General features: G+C 71.2%; 17 protein-coding genes. 8 read left to right on the forward strand and 9 right to left on the reverse strand.

The window, feature by feature from the left end:
* Positions 1-8: 8 nt before the first annotated feature.
* The 7 genes from ACQE3L_RS02475 to ACQE3L_RS02505 form a co-directional block, all read right to left on the reverse strand.
* Positions 9-470, reverse strand: a complete 462-nt coding sequence (locus tag ACQE3L_RS02475) for a NuoI/complex I 23 kDa subunit family protein (protein ID WP_058365952.1) — start codon at positions 468-470, stop codon at positions 9-11.
* Positions 470-1,543: a complex I subunit 1/NuoH family protein gene (locus tag ACQE3L_RS02480; RefSeq protein ID WP_426962214.1), complete on the reverse strand. Its 1,074-nt coding sequence runs from the start codon at positions 1,541-1,543 to the stop codon at positions 470-472. Before ACQE3L_RS02480 ends, ACQE3L_RS02475 begins: the two co-directional genes overlap by 1 nt.
* Positions 1,543-3,207 carry an NADH-quinone oxidoreductase subunit D gene (locus tag ACQE3L_RS02485; RefSeq protein WP_426962215.1) on the reverse strand — a complete coding sequence of 555 codons (1,665 nt, stop codon included), beginning with the start codon at positions 3,205-3,207 and terminating at the stop codon, positions 1,543-1,545. Before ACQE3L_RS02485 ends, ACQE3L_RS02480 begins: the two co-directional genes overlap by 1 nt.
* Positions 3,204-3,905: an NADH-quinone oxidoreductase subunit B gene (locus ACQE3L_RS02490; RefSeq protein ID WP_426962216.1), complete on the reverse strand. Its 702-nt coding sequence runs from the start codon at positions 3,903-3,905 to the stop codon at positions 3,204-3,206. Before ACQE3L_RS02490 ends, ACQE3L_RS02485 begins: the two co-directional genes overlap by 4 nt.
* Positions 3,902-4,321, reverse strand: coding sequence for an NADH-quinone oxidoreductase subunit A (locus ACQE3L_RS02495; RefSeq protein ID WP_426962217.1), 420 nt, complete (start codon positions 4,319-4,321; stop codon positions 3,902-3,904). The genes ACQE3L_RS02490 and ACQE3L_RS02495 overlap by 4 nt, the downstream gene beginning before the upstream one ends.
* Positions 4,322-4,470: 149 nt before the next feature.
* Entirely contained in the window at positions 4,471-5,085 is a 615-nt protein-coding gene (gene purE / locus ACQE3L_RS02500) for a 5-(carboxyamino)imidazole ribonucleotide mutase (RefSeq protein WP_426962218.1), read from the reverse strand.
* Positions 5,086-5,131: 46 nt separating this feature from the next.
* The gene (locus tag ACQE3L_RS02505; RefSeq protein ID WP_426962219.1) at positions 5,132-6,325 is read right to left on the reverse strand and encodes a 5-(carboxyamino)imidazole ribonucleotide synthase; all 1,194 of its coding nucleotides are present in this window, start codon (positions 6,323-6,325) and stop codon (positions 5,132-5,134) included.
* Between the two features lie 159 nt (positions 6,326-6,484).
* On the opposite strand from ACQE3L_RS02505, the gene ACQE3L_RS02510 reads away from it, so the two are divergent.
* The 7 genes from ACQE3L_RS02510 (at position 6,485) to ACQE3L_RS02540 (ending at position 13,564) form a co-directional block, all read left to right on the forward strand.
* Positions 6,485-7,684: an NAD(P)/FAD-dependent oxidoreductase gene (locus tag ACQE3L_RS02510; RefSeq protein WP_426962220.1), complete on the forward strand. Its 1,200-nt coding sequence runs from the start codon at positions 6,485-6,487 to the stop codon at positions 7,682-7,684.
* Positions 7,685-7,783: 99 nt separating this feature from the next.
* Complete coding sequence (locus ACQE3L_RS02515; RefSeq protein ID WP_058365944.1) at positions 7,784-8,020, forward strand: DUF7120 family protein; 237 nt, start codon at positions 7,784-7,786, stop codon at positions 8,018-8,020.
* Between the two features lie 74 nt (positions 8,021-8,094).
* Positions 8,095-8,847, forward strand: a complete 753-nt coding sequence (locus tag ACQE3L_RS02520; protein ID WP_426962221.1) for a prephenate dehydrogenase — start codon at positions 8,095-8,097, stop codon at positions 8,845-8,847.
* Between the two features lie 69 nt (positions 8,848-8,916).
* A complete protein-coding gene (locus ACQE3L_RS02525) occupies positions 8,917-10,359 on the forward strand; it encodes a small ribosomal subunit Rsm22 family protein (protein WP_426962222.1) in 1,443 nt (480 codons plus the stop codon).
* Positions 10,360-10,680: 321 nt separating this feature from the next.
* Entirely contained in the window at positions 10,681-12,105 is a 1,425-nt protein-coding gene (locus tag ACQE3L_RS02530) for an amidohydrolase (RefSeq protein WP_426962223.1), read from the forward strand.
* A gap of 119 nt (positions 12,106-12,224) precedes the next feature.
* On the forward strand, positions 12,225-13,016 hold the full coding sequence (locus ACQE3L_RS02535) for a 4-phosphopantoate--beta-alanine ligase (RefSeq protein WP_426962224.1): 792 nt from the start codon (positions 12,225-12,227) through the stop codon (positions 13,014-13,016).
* Between the two features lie 128 nt (positions 13,017-13,144).
* Positions 13,145-13,564: a universal stress protein gene (locus ACQE3L_RS02540; protein ID WP_426962225.1), complete on the forward strand. Its 420-nt coding sequence runs from the start codon at positions 13,145-13,147 to the stop codon at positions 13,562-13,564.
* 57 nt (positions 13,565-13,621) lie between these two features.
* Here the strand turns inward: ACQE3L_RS02540 and ACQE3L_RS02545 are convergent, their stop codons facing one another.
* Positions 13,622-14,782 (reverse strand): pyridoxal phosphate-dependent aminotransferase, encoded by a 1,161-nt coding sequence (locus tag ACQE3L_RS02545; RefSeq protein ID WP_426962226.1) that lies wholly within the window; start codon positions 14,780-14,782, stop codon positions 13,622-13,624.
* A 121-nt stretch (positions 14,783-14,903) separates the two neighbouring features.
* Positions 14,904-16,010: a glutathione S-transferase family protein gene (locus ACQE3L_RS02550; protein ID WP_426962227.1), complete on the reverse strand. Its 1,107-nt coding sequence runs from the start codon at positions 16,008-16,010 to the stop codon at positions 14,904-14,906.
* A gap of 322 nt (positions 16,011-16,332) precedes the next feature.
* Between ACQE3L_RS02550 and ACQE3L_RS02555 the strand changes: the two genes are divergently transcribed.
* Positions 16,333-17,139, forward strand: coding sequence for a DUF7388 family protein (locus tag ACQE3L_RS02555; RefSeq protein WP_426962228.1), 807 nt, complete (start codon positions 16,333-16,335; stop codon positions 17,137-17,139).
* Positions 17,140-17,159: the final 20 nt, after the last annotated feature.

Genomic DNA, 17,159 nt, shown 5'->3' on the forward strand with positions numbered 1-17,159 from the left:
TCGCGGAACTACTGGTAATCGACCTCCCCGTCACCCTCTCCGACCCACGCGTTGCGGTCGGGGTTGCGGGAGTTGAGCGGGTCGATACCCTTGTACCACGGGACGTTCTTGAGCTGTTCTTTGTTGTAGACGAAGTCGTCCTTCGTGTCCGCGGTGAACTCGAAGTTCTGCGTCAGCAGGATGGCGTCGACGGGACAGACCTCCTCGCACAGCCGGCAGTAGATGCACTGCCCGATGTGGAGGTTGTACTGCTCGCCGTTGCGCTGGTCGTCCTGGACGATCTGGATCGTGTCGTTGGGACAGACGTTCTCACACTGCCGGCACCAGATGCAGCGCTCCTGGCTGAACTTGTGAACGCCGCGGAAGCGCGGGCTCACCTCCGGCGCCGTCTCCGGGTACTCGACCGTGAACGTCGAGCCGTCGAGCGCGTGCTTCATCGTCGTCGCCATGGATTTGAGCAGTCCGATCATCAGACGGTCACCCCCACGAGTACGGCCGTGAGCACGAGGTTAGCGAACGATAGCACCAGCATTCCCTTCCAGCCCACCTCGATGAGCTGGTCGATGCGGAACCGCGGCATCGCGGCCCGGCACCACTGGGTGAACAGGAAGAACGCCCAGATCTTCACGACGAACCAGACGAACCCGATGCTCTCCGGGCCCGGCCCGGAGGCGCCCCCGAGGAACGCCATCGTCAGGATGGCGCCGCCGAGGAAGATGTGGAGGAACTCCCCGAGGTAGAACAGCACGAAGTACGCCGAGGAGTACTCGGTCTGGTAGCCGGCGACGATCTCGGTCGGGGCCTCCGGGATGTCGAAGGGGTTCCGGCCGATCTCCGCCATGTTCGCCGTGAGGAACAGCAGGAACGCGAACGGGTTGACGAACGCGTACCACGACGGGATGGTGATCCCGCCGAGCGTGACGAGCGCCTCCTGCTGGGCGGCGACGATGCCGCTGGTCTGGAGCGTCCCCGCGAACACCACGACGGACATCGCCGTGACGATGAGGGGAATCTCGTACGCGAGGTTCTGCGCGACGGCCCGCAGGCCGCCGAGCAGCGAGTACTTGTTGTTGGACGCGTAGCCGGCCATCACCAGCGAGACGGAGGCGATGGAGGCGAACGCGAACACCAGCGCGAACCCGACCTCGGGGTCCGCGAGCTGGACGTTTATCGGACCGAGGTTGCCCATCGGGATCACCGCGAAGCCGAGCAGCGCGGACGCGGGCAGCACGATGGGCGCCAGGTCGTAGGAGGGGCGGTCGGCGCCCTCCGGGATGATCAGTTCCTTCGCGAGGAGCTGGACGGCCGCGGCCGGGATGATCAGCAGGCCGAACGGCCCGATCCGGTTGACCGCGATGCGGTCGGTGAACGCGGCCGTGATCTTCCGCTTGGCCCACGGGCCCGCGACGCCCGTGAACGTCAGCATGACGTTGCCGACGAGGAACGCGGCGATCAGCGCGCCGACGACCTCGCCGAGCACGCCGCCGATCCCGAGCGCGTTCGCGACGAACTCGGGGAACAGCTGGGCGGGCGCGAGCGACATCACCGATCCACCTCGCCGAGCACGATGTCGAGGCTACCCAGCGCCGCGATCATGTCCGGGATGTACTCGCCCTGCGCCATCTCCGGCAGCGTCTGCAGGTTGGAGAAGCACGGCGACCGGATCTTGAAGCGGGCGGGCTTGTCGGTGCCGTCCGCGCGCATGTAGATGCCGAGTTCGCCCTTCGCGGCCTCGACGGCGCGGTAGATCTCGGTGTCGTCGTCCGGCCGGAGGGTGCGCGGGACGTTGGCCTGGATCGTGCGCTCGTCCTCGGGCCAGTCCTCCAGCAGGTCGACGCACTGTTCGATGATCTTGGCGGACTCCTCGACCTCCCGCATCCGGACGAGCAGGCGGGCGTAGTTGTCGCAGCCGTCCTCGGTCACCACGTCCCAGTCGAGCTCGTCGTAGTAGCCGTAGGGGTCGTCGCGGCGCAGGTCGTAGTCGACGCCGGAACCGCGGGCGACCGGACCGGTCGCACCGTAGTCCTTCGCCACCTCCGGCGGGAGGATGCCGGTGTCGACCGTCCGCATCTGGAAGATCTCGTTGGAGGTCAGCAGGTCGTGGTACTCCTCGACGGACTCCGGGAGCTGGTCGAGGAAGTCCCGCGTCTTCGAGAAGAACTCCTCGCGGGGCTCGGGCAGGTCCCAGACGACGCCGCCGAGCCGGAAGTAGTTGAACATCATCCGCTGGCCGGTCAGGTCCTCCAGCAGGTTCTGCACCTGCTCGCGGTCGTTGATCGCGTACATGAACGTCGCGGTGAAGTCGCCGTTGACGTCCAGCGCGAACGTGGCGAGCGCGAGCATGTGCGCGGCGATGCGGCACATCTCCGCGCCCATCGTGCGGATGACCTGCGCGTACTCGGGGACGTCGATGTCCGCGAGGTCCTCGGCCGCGCGGGCGTACGCGTACTCGTTGAGGAGTCCCGCCGAGATGTAGTCCCAGCGGTCCGGGTACGGCATGATCTGGTAGCGGTACGTGCCGTTCTGAGCCATCTGCTCCTCGCTGCGGTGGAGGTAGCCGATGTCGGATTCGACGTCCGCGACCTGCTCGCCGTCGAGCGTCGTCTTCAGGTGGAGCACGCCGTGGGTCGCCGGGTGGTGCGGACCGATGTTGACGAACATCGTGTCCGACTCGGCGTCCTTGTAGTCGTCCTGCAGAGGGTTGGCGTGCTCGGAGAGGCTAACGACCTGCGGCTGGTCCTGGTCGTAGTCCATCGAGAGCGGGTGCCCCTGCCACGTCTCCGGCAGCAGGATGCGCCGGAGGTCGGGGTGGCCCTCGTAGTCGATGCCGACGAGGTCGTACGCCTCGCGCTCGTGCCAGTCGGCCGTGCTGAAGACGCCGGCGCCGGACTCGGAGACCGGGTTCTCCTTGTCGGCGGGGACGACGACGCTGACCTCCTGGGTCGGGTCGTCGTACTTCTTCAGGTGGTAGATCGACTCGTAGCGGTTCTCGTACTCCTGGGCGGTGACGACCGAGAGGTGGTCGTAGCCGGCCTCCTCCTTGAGCGTGGAGAGGGTGTCCTGGACCGCGTCCGGCCGGACCACGAAGCCCGGCGCGTTGACGTGCTCCTCGCGGCCGATGACGTTCTCGCCCAGCAGGGCGGCGATGTCCTCGGCGTCGTCGGCCGGAACGACCGCCTCGTCGGCCTCTGGCTTTTCCAGACTCATGGCGAATCAGCGAAGTTGTACCGCATCACCAGGTCGTCCTCGTCGATCTGGTCGGAGAGGTGGTCGACGAGTTCGTCCTGCTCCAGGTCCGAGAACTGTTCCAGCTCGTAGGGCTTGACCGTCACCGGGGAGGCCTCGCCGTTGGCGATGCGCTCCTGCAGTTTGGCGACGCCGTAGACGAGCGCCTCCGGACGCGGGGGACAGCCCGGCACGTGGATGTCGACCGGGATGACCTCCTCGGCGCCCTTGACCACGTTGTACCCCTCCTGGAAGGGACCGCCGGAGATGGTACACGAGCCCATCCCGACGACGAACTTCGGCTCGGGCATCTGGTCGTAGACGCGCTTCATCCGCGGGGCGAACTTCGAGACGATCGTCCCGGGGACGATCATCACGTCGGCCTGTCGCGGCGAGGCGCGCGGCACACCGGAGCCGAAGCGGTCGAGGTCGTGTTTGACCGCGTAGGTGTGCATCATCTCGATGCTGCAGCAGGCGATCCCGAACTGCAGCATGAACATCGAGGACCCCCGCACCCAGTTCATGAACTTGTCGAACTTGGTGAGGATGAACGGCGAGGAGCCGAACGCCTCGCGGAGGCGGGAGTTGAATCGGTCGCCGCGTCCCTCGCCCATCCGGGCGTCGCGGGTCTCGGTCAGTACGGCGGAGTCGTCGGTGATGAAGGGTTGGTCGCTGCTCATGGTTCCGTCTCACGCTCCGTCTTGCGGGCCGTCGCGCGCGGGCTCGAGGTCCACTGCACCGCGCCGTTGCGCCACGCCCAGACGAGTCCGACCGCGAGGATGCCGACGAACGCCAGCATCGGCCACAGAACGTCGAGAAGCGGGACGCCCTGCTCGAGCGCGGGCCGGTAGATGGTGACCCACGGGAACAGCAGCACCGTCTCGATGTCGAACACGAGGAACAGCAGCGCGACCATGTAGTATTGGATGTTGAACCGAATGCGCGCCGTTCCGGTCGGGACCTCGCCGGACTCGTACACCGTGCGTTTGCCTTGTTCCGGCACACTCGGACGAAGAAGCGCCGACGCCGCCATCATCCCCAGCGGGATGGCGAGGCCGACGACCGCCAGTGCGCCGATAGCTATCCAGTCGTTCATACGGGTCTCCGTAACGTGCGCGAGTTTGGTTGGCCCCTACATAAGCGTTGATTCTCGGGTGCGCGCGTGCGAATCGACCCCTCGGAGAGCGCGCGACCGTCGCGGCGCGGCCCCTCGGCGAGCGAACCGCCCCCGCTGCGCGGCCGGCGCTACTCCTCGCGCTCGCGGAACGCGTCGATCCCCTCGTCGTGCAGCGCCGCGGAGACGTCCGCGACGCCGGCCTTCTGCTCGTCGTGGAACGCGACCAGCCGGTCGCGGATCGCCTCGTGTTCCCGCGAGAGCACCTGCGCGGCCGAGAGGCCGGCGTTGAACGACTTACCCGCGTCGACCGCGACGATGGGCGCGCCCGTGGGCATCCCCAGCACGCTGTCGACGGACTTCTCCTGTACGGGAACGCCGATGACGGGGACCGGATACGCGACCGAGGCGGTCATGTTCGGCAGGTCCGCGGACTTGCCGCCCGCGCCGGCGATTATCACGTCGACTCCCCGGGCCTCCGCCGTCTCCCCGTAGGCGTACATCAGCTCCGGCGTGCGGTGTGCGGAGACGACGTAGCTCTCGAAGGTGAACCGGGCGTCCGGCGGGTTCCCGAAGTCGGTCTGTTCCGCGAAGCCGAGTTCGCGGAGCGCGTCGTAGGCGCCCGCCATCGTGTCGAGGTCCGAGTCCGAGCCCATGATGATCCCCACGTCCGGGGTCGTGGCGGGGTCGGCGTCCGCGTCGGCTTCCGCGTCGAGTCTGTCGATGAGGTTCTGAACGGTGGTCATTGTGGCGTGTCGTGTGTCCGTTGGTCGCGGTCGTGGGTCGCGGTCGTCAGTCGTCGGTGAAGGTCAGTCCGTCGCGCAATTCGCGGGCGCGGGCGAGCAGGTCGGCGCGGTCGGCGCGCGATCGGTCGCCGGGCACGTCGGGAGCGGCGTCTGCCTCCTCGCCGGTCACGGTGAGGTGGCCCATCTTGCGGAGCGGCCGGGCCTCGCGCTTGCCGTACCAGTGGAGGTCGGCGTCGGCCGCGGCCAGCACCGCCTCGACGCCCGACAGCGTCGCGGGCTCCGGCTCGGCCACGTCGCCGAGCACGTTCGCGGTGACCGCGGGCGCGACGAGGTCGGTCGGCCCGAGCGGCCAGCCCAACACGGCGCGGACGTGGTTCTCGAACTGCGAGGTCGCCGCGCCCTCGATGGTCCAGTGCCCGGAGTTGTGGGGCCGGGGCGCGATCTCGTTGACCAGCACCTCGCCGTCCGGCGCCTCGAACAGTTCGATGCCGTAGACGCCGCGGCCGTCGAGGAACTCGAGCACGTCGCGCGCGACCGCCTCCGCGCGCTCCAGCACCGCGTCGTCCGCCCGGGCCGGCGCCACGCTCTCGCGGAGGATCTCCTCGCGGTGGAGGGTCTCGGTGACGGGGTAGGTAGCCACGCCGTCGGGGCCCTTCACGCCGATCACGGAGAGCTCGCGCTCGAAAGGAACGAGCGTCTCGGCCATCGCGTGCGTGCCGAGTTCCGCGAGCGCCGCGGCCGCCTCGTCGGGGTCCTCGACGGGACGGTTACCCCGGCCGTCGTAGCCCCCCTCGCGGGCCTTCAGCATGACGCCGCCGAACGCCTCGACCGCGCGGCGGAGGGCCGCCTCGTCGGAGACCTCGACGAACTCCGGGACCGGGATCCCCGCCTCCTCGAGCGCGCGCTTCTGGACGAGCTTGTCCTGGATGGTGCGGAGCGTCGACGGGTCGGGATGGACCGGCACGTCGAACTCCTCGCTCACCGCCGCCAGCAGGTCCGGGTCCGCGAGCTCGATCTCGTAGGTCACGGCGTCCGCGCGCTCGGCGAGTTCGCGGACGGCCGCCTCGTCGTCGAAGCTCCCCACGATCTGGTCCGCGGTCGTCGGCGCGGCCGGCGGGTCCGGCGTCGGGTCGAGCACGACCACCTCGACGCCCAGCGGCGCGACCGCCTCGCCGATCATCCGTCCCAGCTGACCGCCCCCGACGATGCCGAGCGTCGGGCCGGGAAGTGTCACTGTCACGCGCGAGAATTGCGGACGATACTGCATAAGGATTGCCACCGACAGCCGACTAGTGGGCAAAAACGTGGATCGGAACGGCCGCGCGAAGAGGCGCCACCGAGGGCGTTCGCCGGCGGCCTCGCAACCAGACATTAGTGGGCCCCGGACCAGACGCCCGATATGCGCGTGGTCGTTCTCGGGGGCGGATACGCGGGCCTCGTCACGACGCGAACGCTCGAAGGGACGTTGCCGTCGGCCGTCGACCTGACGCTCGTCGACGAGACCGGCGACCACCTGATCCAGCACGAACTCCACCGGGCCATCCGGCGGCCGGAGTTCGTCGACCGCATCTCCCTCCCACTGACGGACCTGCTGGACCGGGCCACGGTCCGGGAGGCGACGGTGGCGTCCGTCGACCGCGAGGATCGGTCCGTCCGGCTGGCGGACGGCGACGCGGTCGACTACGACGTGGTCGTGGTCGCGCTCGGCGCAGGGACCGACTACCGCGACGTTCCGGGGGTCGCGGAGCACGCGCTCCCGCTCAAGCGGCTCCCGCACGCGAGCCGGATCCGCCGGGAGTTCCGCGGCGTCCTCGACGCCGGTGGCGGCCGAGCGGTGGTCGCGGGCGCGGGCCTGTCGGGCGTCCAGACGGCGGGCGAACTCGCCCAGTTCGCCCGTGACGAAGGGGTCGCCGGCCACGTCGAGGTGGTGCTGCTGGAGGCGGAGGACCGCGTCGTTCCCGGCTTTCCGGAGGAGTTCCGGGCGGCCGTCCGCGAGGAACTCGACCGCCTCGACGTGGCCGTGCGGACGGGGACGCGCGTGACGGCCGCCGGCGCGGACGCCGTCGAGATGGCGGGGGAGTCGGTCGATTCGGCGGACGCCGGGACGCTCCCTCACGGCCTGTTGGTCTGGACCGGCGGGGTGCGGGGCCCGGACGCACTGGACGGCCGTCGCCGGGAGGTCGACGGCACCCTCGCGCTGGACGAGCGCACCTTCGTCGTCGGGGACGCCGCACGGGTCCGGGACGGGAGCGGCGCCGTCGTGCCGCCGAGCGCGCAGGCGGCGGTTCGCGCCTCCGAGACCGCCGCGAACAACGTCGCGGAGGCGGTGGAGGCGCTGAGGGCCGGCCGGGAGCCGGCGTTCGAAACGTGGACCTTCGAGACGCCCGGCTGGCTGGTCTCCGTCGGCGACGGCGCCGTCGCGCAGTTGGGGCCGCGGACGTTCACCGGGCCGACCGCGAACCTGATCAAAAGCGCCGTGGGCGTCACCTACCTCGCCGACCACGGATCGCTCGCCGACGCGTTGGCCGTGTTGCGCGAGGAAGTCGAGGCAGAGCGGGACCTCCTCGACGCGGTCCGCGAGCGCGTCGGCGAGGAGTGACCGCCGGCGGATCGGCCGCGTTGGGGGCACCGCACCGGTCGTGTCGACGGCGCGCATCCGGAGCCAAGGTTCAAAAGGACGCAGGGGATACCCCCAGGTATGCCCACCTTCGAACTCTCGCTGTCAGACGACGTGTACTCCGAGTTCCAGCAGCTCGCGGAACAGGAGTTCGTCTCCGAGGAACAGGCCGCCGAGGAGCTCATCTCCTCGGGCATCGAGGCGTACAACGTCACCGTCGTCGACGAGGAGCCCCGCGACGAGATGCTGGAGGGCGCGGAGAACAACATGTTCGACACGGCGGAGGACCCCGGCAGCATCGAGGACGACCGGCTCTGATCGCGCCCGGGTTTCGCCGAGCGGCGCGCGCTTCGAACGTTTTTACCTCCCAGGCGTCGTACCCCGAGTGACCGATGGATCTACTCGTCGTGGGCGCCGGAGAGATGGGCCGGTGGGTCGCCGACACCGTCGAGGGGACGGTGGCGTTCGCCGACCGCGACCCCGTCGTCGCCCGCGACGCGGCCGACGCGCGCGACGCCCGCGCGGTCGACCCCGACACGACGGAGACGTTCGACGCGGTCTGTCTCGCGGTGCCGATGTCCGCGGTCCCGGACGCGGTCGACGCCTACGCCGACAACGTCGGCGAGGCGGTCTTCGACGTGTCCGGGGCGATGGCGGAACCGGTCGCGGCGCTGCGCGCGGCGTGTCCGGACGCCCAGCGGGCGAGCTTCCATCCCCTGTTCGCGCCGCCGCGCGTGCCGGGCAACGTCGCCGCCGTGATCGACGCCGGCGGCCCGCTGATCGACGCGGTCGTCGCCGACGTGGAGGCCGGCGGCAACGACGTGTTCGAGACGACGCCCGAGGAGCACGACCGCGCGATGGAGACGGTACAGGCAGGCGCGCACGCGGCGATCCTCGCGTGGCGTCTCGCCGGCGAGGACGTGCGCGAGGAGTTCCACACCCCGGTCTCGGGCGCGCTCGACGACCTCGCGGACACCGTCACCGAGGGGTCCCCGGCGGTGTACGCCGAGATCCAGCGCGCCTTCGACGGCGCCGACGCGGTCGCCGAGGCCGCGCGCGACCTCGCGGACGCCGACCCCGAGGCGTTCGCCGCGCTCTACGAGGCGGCCCGCGGCGAACGCGACGCGCGCGACAGACACGACTGACCGACCCGCCGATTCCGATGGCCCACACCACGCCGATGACCCACACCAGATGACCCACATGCTACCCCAATGATCGACAGAGACGCAGTCCGCGACAGCGCGAAGTACCTCAGACAGGTCCGTCCGATCGACCCCGAGGAGCTCGCCGACTACGTCGAGGGCGGGGCTCACCCGGCCGTCGTCAAACAGACGCTCCGCGAGGAGGCGTTCGACCTCGGCCTCCGCGAGCGCGAGGACGGGACCTTCGTCCCGGTCGAGGACGACCCCGCCCCGCTGCCGGGTTGGGGGCCCGAGGCGTTCCCCGAGGCGTACGCGTTCGGAGTCGAGGACCTGCTGATCGGCGAGTTCGGTGCGAACTGGCACCGCGGCGACTCGGGCGGCGACCTCCGCGCGGCCGTCCGCCGGCTGAAGGAGGATTACTACTTCCAGAACGACGTGGAGTACGACCGCGTCGCCGCGCTCGGCTACGCGATCTACCACCTGCCCGACTACTACGCCGCGGTCGGCTACGTCCTCGACGACCTCGCCGAGAACGGGCTGCTCGACCGCCGGCTTCGGGTGCTCGACGTGGGCGCGGGCGTCGGCGGCCCGGCGCTCGGCCTCCACGACTACCTGCCCGACGACGCGGTCGTGGAGTACCACGCGGTCGAGCCGAGCGCCGCCGCGGACGTGCTGGAGGCGCTGCTCGACGAGGCGGACCGCAACTTCCGGCCGACGGTCCACCGCGAGACCGCGGAATCGTTCCTCGGGCTGGAGGGGAACGATGACGACGGCCCGGCCACCGAGCCCTTCGACCTCGTCCTGTTCGGAAACGTGCTCTCGGAACTCGCGGAGCCGGTCCCGGTCGTCGAGGCGGCGCTGGACGCGCTCGCCGCGGACGGCTCGGTCGTCGCGCTCGCGCCCGCGGACCTCAACACCGCGACGGGCCTCCGCGAGATCGAGCGCGCGGTGACGCCGCCCGACGCCGGGACGAGCGTCTACAGCCCGACGCTCCGCCTGTGGCCCGACGCGGTCCCGAGCGACCGCGGCTGGTCGTTCGACGTGCGCCCGGACCTCGAGGTCCCGCCCTTCCAGCGGCGGCTCGACGAGGCGGCCGACCGCGACCCGGGCGAGGCGCCCGGCGAGTTCGTCAACGTCGACGTGCAGTTCGCCTACTCGATCCTCCGCCCGGACGGACAGCGGCGCGTCGACGTGACCGCCAGCCCCGAGCGCCACATGCCGCTCGCGGCCGCCGACGAACACGTCACCGACCGCGTGAACGCCCTCTGGGTGAAGCTGAGCCACGACCTGAGCGACGGCGGCAACCGGCTGTTCAAGGTCGGCGACGGCTCGGAGGACCTGGAGCAGTACGCCGTCCTCACCCGGGAGACGGAGTTGAACCGCGCGCTCCGAGAGGCGGAGTACGGCGCGGTGCTCTCCGTCGAGAACGCGCTCGTCCTCTGGAACGACGACGAGGGCGCGCACAATCACGTCGTCGACGACGAGACGGTCGTCGACCTCGTCGCGCCCTGAGACCGCGACGACCCGGTTTGCGACCGATCGTCGCAGGTCTGCCGCGCTGGACAGCACCACCTCGGAGCCCAGCGTCGCGACCGCACAGCACCCACCTCGCGACCGCACCGCACGGTACCGCGACCGCACAGCACCCACCCCGCGACCGCACCGCACGGTACCGCGACCGCACCGCACCGCCGCGAGTTTTCAGAAAAACGGGATGTCTGACCCGGTCTGCACCGCCCACTGTCGGCGTTCAATGCGGTGTCCCTCGACGAGTTCAACCGCGCCGCCTGCCGGTGAGGGAACCCTTTTGCGCCGGCCGTGGAAGTCACGGGCATGAACGTCACCGAGGAAGCCGCGGCCGCGGTCGAGTCGCGACGGGAGGAGCTGACGGCGCTCGCGAACGACATCTGGGAGCGTCCGGAACCGGCACTGGAGGAGACCTACGCAGCCGGGCGCATCGCCGGCGTGCTCCGCGACCGGGGGTTCGACGTGACCGTCGGCGCGGGCGGGCTGGAGACGGCCATCGTCGCGCGCTATGGCGACGAGGGCCCGGTCGTCGGGACGATGGGCGAGTACGACGCGCTCCCCGGGATGTCCCAGCGCCGGGCGGCCAACCGCGACCCGGTGGAGCAGGGGGCGCCCGGCCACGGCTGCGGGCACAACCTCTTCGGTGTCGGGAGCCTCGGCGGCGCGCTCGCGGTCGCGGACCTGATCGACGACGGCCTCGCGGGCAGCGTCGTCTACGTCGGCACGCCCGCCGAGGAGAAGGGCGGCGGGAAGACGTACCTCGTGCGCGCCGGCATCTTCGACGGCCTCGACGCGGTCGTCTCGTGGCACCCCGGCTGGTACAACGCGCCGACGAAGGGGGCGTGCCTGGCGGTGAACGGCTACGAGGTCACCTTCGAGGGCGTCTCCTCGCACGCGGCGGCCGCGCCCGAGGCCGGCCGGAGCGCGCTCGACGGCCTCCAGTTGTTCCACACCGGCGTCGAGTACATGCGCGAGCACGTGCCGGACCCGGTCCGCATCCACTACGTCGTCACGGAGGGCGGCGACGCGCCGAACGTCGTGCCCCCCGAGGCGACCGGCGAGATCCTCGTCCGCGCGCCCGACCGCGACCTCGTCGAGTCGGTGAGCGAGCGCGTCCTCGACGCCGCCGAGGGCGCGGCGCTGATGGCCGACGTGGACGTGGACGTCACCCAGACGACGGGGCTCCACGGCGTGCAGCCGAACGAGACGCTCGGCGACGCGATCCGCGAGACGATGGCCGACCTCGGCCCGTTCGAGGTGGATGACGCGGAGACGGCCGCCGGCCTCCGCGACTCGCTGGGCGACGTGGAGAGCGCGCTCGCGGAGCTCCCGTCGGACGCCCGAGAGAAGGCCCGCGAGGCGGACTACTTCACCGACCCGATCGACGCGACCGACGCGGGCGAGACGGGGTCGTACTCGACGGACTCCGGCGAGGTGAGTCAGGTCGTCCCGCTCGGGCGGTTCACCGCCGCGACGTGGCCGGTCGGCACGCCCGCCCACTCCTGGCAGGCGGTCGCCGCCAGCGGGACCACGGGCGTCGACGGCGCGTGCTACGCGTCGAAGGTGATCGGCGCGACGCTCGGCCGCCTGATCGCGGACGACGACCTCCGCGCGGCCGCGACCGCGGAGTTCGAGTCGCGCCGCGAGGGCCCCTACGAGCCGCCGATGCCCGAGGACGCGGACCTCTACGACCTGCTGGACGTTGAGCGTCGGCCGGTCGAGGAGGCGTGAGGGAGGCGGCGTGAGGAAAGCGGCGTGAGGGAGACGGCGTGAGGGAGCGGCCCGGATCGGGGAACCGCCGACCGCGGAGAGACGGCTTTTAGACCCCCGCCGGCCGAGGATCGGTCGTCATGAGCGACGTCGAGATCCCGGAGGACCACCCCCGGTACGAGTCCCTCCTCACGCGCCACCGCATCGAGGCGGGCGTCGAGAAGGGGATCACCTCGAAGCAGGGGCTCATCGCGCAGGGGCGCGGGGAGGCGTTCGACTACCTGCTCGGCGAGCGGACGCTCCCCTCCGCCGACGAGGCGGCGCGCGCGGCCGCCGCGCAACTGCTGCTCGCCGACCGCCCGGTCCTCTCGGTGAACGGCAACGTCGCGGCGCTCGTTCCGGGCGAGATGGCCACCCTCGCGGACGCGACCGGCGCCGCGATCGAGGTCAACCTCTTCAACCGGACCGAGGAGCGCATGGCCCGCATCGCGGACCACCTGCGCGAGCACGGCGCGGAGGAGGTGCTCGGCCTGACGGCGGACGGCCGCATCCCGGGGCTCTCCCACGAGCGCGCGAAGGTGGACGCCGAGGGGATCGGCGCCGCCGACGTGGTGCTGGTCCCCCTGGAGGACGGCGACCGCGCCGCCGCCCTCGCCGAGGCCGGCAAGACGGAGATCGTGATCGACCTCAATCCCGGATCGCGGTCGGCGCGCGCCGCGGACGTTCCGATCGTCGACAACATCATCCGCGCCGTCCCGGCCATCACGCGCCACGCCGAGGACCTCGCGGACGCGCCGCGCGAGGAACTGCAGTACGTCGTCGACTCCTTCGACCGCGAGGAGGCCCTCGCGGACGCGGAACGGGCGATCCGACAGGGGTCGTTCGCGGACGGAGAAGGCGAGAACGACAACTCGGTCGAGCGCGCGGAGTAGCCGATTCGCAGCCGGGCCGTTCTCGAACCCGTCCCGACACGGTCCGAACGCGCGGGCACGAGTCGCGTTTCGGCACCGCCGACCGGGACGACCGGCCGGTTTAACGTCTCACCGGCCGTAGCTGTCGCATGATCTCGCGGATCCTCGTTCCGATGGACGACTCGGAGATGGCGAAACAGGCGCTCGAGTACGCCCTCGAGAACCACCCCGACGCCGACATCACCGTCCTGCACGTCGCGGGCACCCCATCCCGATGGGGCGGAGCCGCCACGTCGCTCGCCCTCGAAGACGACGTCGAGGCGGGCGCGGAGGACCGCGCGGAGGACGTGTTCGACGACGCCCGCGACCTCGCCGCCGAGTACGGGAGACAGATAACCACCGAGGTACAGGTCGGGCATCCGGCCCGGGTCATTTTGAACGCCGTGGAGGAGTACGACGCGGTCGTGATCGGGAGCCACGGCGGATCGCTGGTCGATCGTCTGATCGTCGGGAACGTCGCCAAGCAGGTGGTCCACAACTCGCCCGTCTCGGTGATCGTCGCTCGGTGATCGTCGCCCGGAGATCCGCCGTTCGCTGATTGTCGTTCGATGAGCCTCGCTTGGTGATTACCGCTCCCCCAGCGCCCGCTCGATCCGGTCGAACCCCTCCCGCAGTCGCTCCGCGGAGTTGGCGAACGAGAGGCGGAGCTTCCCCCGTCCGGTCTCGCCGAAGCCGCTCCCGGGCGCGAGGACGACGCCGTGGTCCTCCAGCAGCGTCCGCGCGAACGCCATGTCGTCCTCGACGCCCGCGGGGTCCAGAAACGCGTAGAAGGCGCCCTCCGGCCGCGGCGCGGAGAGGCCGTCGATGGCGTCGATGCGCTCGACAACGAGGTCGCGACGACGCTCGAAGGCGCGCCGCATCTCGCGGACGGGCTCCTGCGGCCCGGTGAGCGCGGCGATCGCGGCGTGCTGGGCGACGCTCGACGCGCACGCCGTGGTCGACTCGCGGACCTTCGTCGCCTCGTCGAGGACGTGAGGGTCGCCCGCCAGCCAGCCGAGCCGCCAGCCCGTCATGGCGTACGTCTTCGAGCAGGAGCCGACCGTCAGCACGTGGTCGGGATGGCCCGTCTCCGCGGCGATCCCGCGCGCGTCGCCGTCGTAGGTCAGCCCGAGGTACACCTCGTCGGCGATCACGTACGCGCCGCAGTCGGCCGCGGCCTCCACGACCGCGCGGCACTCCTCGGGGTCGAAGACGCGGCCGGTGGGGTTCGAGGGCGTCGTCAGCACGACCGCGCCCGTCTCCGGGCCCAACTCCTCGATCACGCGGTCGGCGTCGAGGTCGTACCCCGTCTCGGCGGGCATCGGAACCTCGACGAAGTCGGCGTCCGCGAGCGCGGCCTGCGTCTCGTAGTTGGGCCACGTCGGTCCCGGTACGACCAACTCCTCGCCCGGCCCGACCGTGGACAGGACCGCGAGCAGCAGCGCCTCCATCCCGCCGACGGTGACGAGCACCTCGTCGGCGCCGTGCCGGACGCCGTACTCCCGGGCGAGCGTGTCGCTTATCGCCTCCCGACACGCCGGGAGGCCCGCGTTGGAGGTGTAGTGAGTCGCGCCCGCGCGAGCCGCGTCGGCGGCGGCGTCGATGACGTGTTCGGGGGTGTCGAAGTCCGGTTCGCCGACCTCCAGCCGGACGAGGTCGCGCTCCGGTGGTTGCGCCTCCGCGAGGTCGAACATCGTGCGGATCCGCGACCGCTTCGCGCGGCGGACGCGCTCCGTCGGAGTGTGCATACCCGTCCCACCGCGCGAGTCAGCAAAAAGGGGTCGGGAGCCGGCGATGTGGGACGCCACGGGAGGGTACGCCGTCGGGTTTCGCTCGGCGCGCGACGTTCCGCGCGCCGCCTTTCGCGCGCTACTCCCCCACGCCGGGAGCCGACGCGCGGTCCGCGTCCTCGATCCCGGCCGGCGGGCCACCGCCGAACCGGTCGCGGTCGTGCGGGGCCGCGAACTCCAGGTCCGGGCCGCGGGCGACGATGCGCGTGGGCGTCACGTCGGGGTGGGTGGTGTAGTAGTGCTCCTTGATGTGGTCGAGGTTCACGGTCTCGGCCACGTCCGCGGTCGTGTAGAGGTCGCGCAGGTACGGCCAGAGGTGGTCGTACTCGTGAATCTGTTGCACGTTGCACATGAAGTGCGTGTGGTAGACGTGGTCGAAGCGGATCAGCGTGGTGAACATGCAGAGATCCGCCTCGGTGAGGGTGTCCCCGACGAGGTAGCGGCGCTCGCCGAGTTCCTCGTTCCAGCGGTCCAGGGCGCCGAACAGTTCGTCGATCGCCTCGTCGTAGGCCGACTGCGACTCCGCGAATCCGGCGCGGTAGACGCCGTTGTTGATCGGCTCGTAGATGTCGGTGATGGCCTCGTCGACGCGGGCGACGCCCTCGGGGTCGAAGCGGCCGTCCGCGACGCGGTCCGAGGCGTCTGCGTCCTCGGCCTCCGGGAGGAGGGTCGCGTCGTTGCCGACGTCCGTCCCGGCGAAGGCGGTGTCGAGCATCCGGAGGATCTCTCGGGACTCGTTGTTGACGATGGTGTCCTCCTTCTTGTCCCACAGCACCGGAACGGTGACGCGACAGGTTGCGTCCGGGTCCGCCTTCACGTACAGCTCGCGCAGGTAGTCGGCGCCGTGGAGGTGGTCCGGCGTACAGCCCGCCTTCTCGGGGGTGAACTGCCAGCCGTCCTCGCCGCGCCACGGGTCCACGACGGAGACCGAGATGGCGTCCTCCAGCCCGAGCAGCGACCGCGCGAGGAGGGCCCGGTGGGCCCACGGACAGGCGTAGGAGACGTAGAGGTGGTACCGGCCCGCCTCGGGCTGGAAGCGCTCGTCCGGCTCCGCGTCGACGCCCCCCGGGATCGCCGACCCCGCGAGCCAGTTTCTGAAGGTGGTCTCGCCGCGCTGGAACGCACCCTCCTCGTCGGTCGCCTCGTAGGTCTCCGTCCGCCACTCGCCGTTCACGAGCTGGTTCATGTCTCGAGGATGGGGCGCCGCGGGGTTAACCGTTCGGCGAGGACGAGGATACCGGGTGACGCGGGTGTCACCGGCCCGTACGCCCGTTTCGATCCGGGGGTGCGGCCGGCACGCCGCCGACACACGGCCGGCACGCCGCCGACACACGGCCGACACGCCGCCGGCACGCGGCCGGCGAGCGGCCGGCAACATTCCCGAGACCCGGTGCGTTTATGCGGGAGAAGGCCCCAGCGGAGGTATGGCCGCACAGGCGATTGGTCGCGTTCCGCGACGGTAACCGCACGACCACCGAGAGCCGATCCGCCGGCGGCAGTGATTCTCGATGTTGACAGAGACCGACGAGCACGCAGTGGCGCGTACCGGACTGGACGCGGCGGCGCTCAAGCCCGCCGAGTGCGACGTGTCGCGGGGGGCCGACCTCCCCGTCGACGCCGTCGCCATCGACTACGAGGGACGCGAGCACGTCCCGGAGCCGGACACCCTCGCCGCCCTCGCCGAGAACAAGCAGGTGTACCTCACCACGCCGGTCCGCGCCGACGGGTACGATCCCCTCGGCGACGACTCGCTGCTCGCCGACCTGCCGGAGGGCGTCCGCCGCGTCCTCGTGGCCGGCCACGGCGCCTATCTCTCCGAGGAGGAGGCGGAGCGAGCGGTCGCCCCCCGGATCGGCGCCGCCCGCGAGACGGCGCCCGACGCGTGGGTCGGCACCGAGGGCGTCGAGCGGCTGGCGATGGCCGCGGGCGGGACGCAGTACGAACTGCTCTCCCGGTCCACGGCGCGGGACCTCCGCGCGCTCCGCGCGACGGGGTTCGACGGCGAGGTCGCCGTCTACGCGCCCACCGTCCTCACGGACGACACCGACGAGGCGCTCGACGCGGTCGGCGCCTACGCCGCCCGACGCCGGCCCGTCGCCCGCGCGCTCCCCGACGGCGCCGCCACGGACGCCGCGGCGACCGACCGCGCCCGCGAGGTGCTCTCGGCGGCGGTCCACGACTTCGCCCTCGTCGGCAACCCCGACGCGGTGCGCGAGCGCGTCGACGCCCTCCGCGAGGCCGGGGCGGACCGCGTCGTCGGCTACCCCGCCCGCGGCGTCGACGACTTCCTCCGTCCCGCCGACCGTTCCTTATAAGCACGGGGCGACGAAGCGTC

Origin of the sequence: Haloparvum alkalitolerans, from assembly GCF_050122995.1 — an archaeon.
GTDB lineage: Archaea > Halobacteriota > Halobacteria > Halobacteriales > Haloferacaceae > Haloparvum > Haloparvum alkalitolerans.

What these genes read in the sequence shown, in the direction of transcription:
- ACQE3L_RS02475 (WP_058365952.1), bottom strand. Translation starts at nt 470, where the DNA reads ATGATCGGACTGCTCAAATCCATGGCGACGACGATGAAGCACGCGCTC.
- ACQE3L_RS02480 (WP_426962214.1), bottom strand. Translation starts at nt 1,543, where the DNA reads ATGTCGCTCGCGCCCGCCCAGCTGTTCCCCGAGTTCGTCGCGAACGCG.
- ACQE3L_RS02485 (WP_426962215.1), bottom strand. Translation starts at nt 3,207, where the DNA reads ATGAGTCTGGAAAAGCCAGAGGCCGACGAGGCGGTCGTTCCGGCCGAC.
- ACQE3L_RS02490 (WP_426962216.1), bottom strand. Translation starts at nt 3,905, where the DNA reads ATGAGCAGCGACCAACCCTTCATCACCGACGACTCCGCCGTACTGACC.
- ACQE3L_RS02495 (WP_426962217.1), bottom strand. Translation starts at nt 4,321, where the DNA reads ATGAACGACTGGATAGCTATCGGCGCACTGGCGGTCGTCGGCCTCGCC.
- purE (WP_426962218.1), bottom strand. Translation starts at nt 5,085, where the DNA reads ATGACCACCGTTCAGAACCTCATCGACAGACTCGACGCGGAAGCCGAC.
- ACQE3L_RS02510 (WP_426962220.1), top strand. Translation starts at nt 6,485, where the DNA reads ATGCGCGTGGTCGTTCTCGGGGGCGGATACGCGGGCCTCGTCACGACG.
- ACQE3L_RS02515 (WP_058365944.1), top strand. Translation starts at nt 7,784, where the DNA reads ATGCCCACCTTCGAACTCTCGCTGTCAGACGACGTGTACTCCGAGTTC.
- ACQE3L_RS02520 (WP_426962221.1), top strand. Translation starts at nt 8,095, where the DNA reads ATGGATCTACTCGTCGTGGGCGCCGGAGAGATGGGCCGGTGGGTCGCC.
- ACQE3L_RS02525 (WP_426962222.1), top strand. Translation starts at nt 8,917, where the DNA reads ATGATCGACAGAGACGCAGTCCGCGACAGCGCGAAGTACCTCAGACAG.
- ACQE3L_RS02530 (WP_426962223.1), top strand. Translation starts at nt 10,681, where the DNA reads ATGAACGTCACCGAGGAAGCCGCGGCCGCGGTCGAGTCGCGACGGGAG.
- ACQE3L_RS02535 (WP_426962224.1), top strand. Translation starts at nt 12,225, where the DNA reads ATGAGCGACGTCGAGATCCCGGAGGACCACCCCCGGTACGAGTCCCTC.
- ACQE3L_RS02540 (WP_426962225.1), top strand. Translation starts at nt 13,145, where the DNA reads ATGATCTCGCGGATCCTCGTTCCGATGGACGACTCGGAGATGGCGAAA.
- ACQE3L_RS02545 (WP_426962226.1), bottom strand. Translation starts at nt 14,782, where the DNA reads ATGCACACTCCGACGGAGCGCGTCCGCCGCGCGAAGCGGTCGCGGATC.
- ACQE3L_RS02550 (WP_426962227.1), bottom strand. Translation starts at nt 16,010, where the DNA reads ATGAACCAGCTCGTGAACGGCGAGTGGCGGACGGAGACCTACGAGGCG.
- ACQE3L_RS02555 (WP_426962228.1), top strand. Translation starts at nt 16,333, where the DNA reads ATGTTGACAGAGACCGACGAGCACGCAGTGGCGCGTACCGGACTGGAC.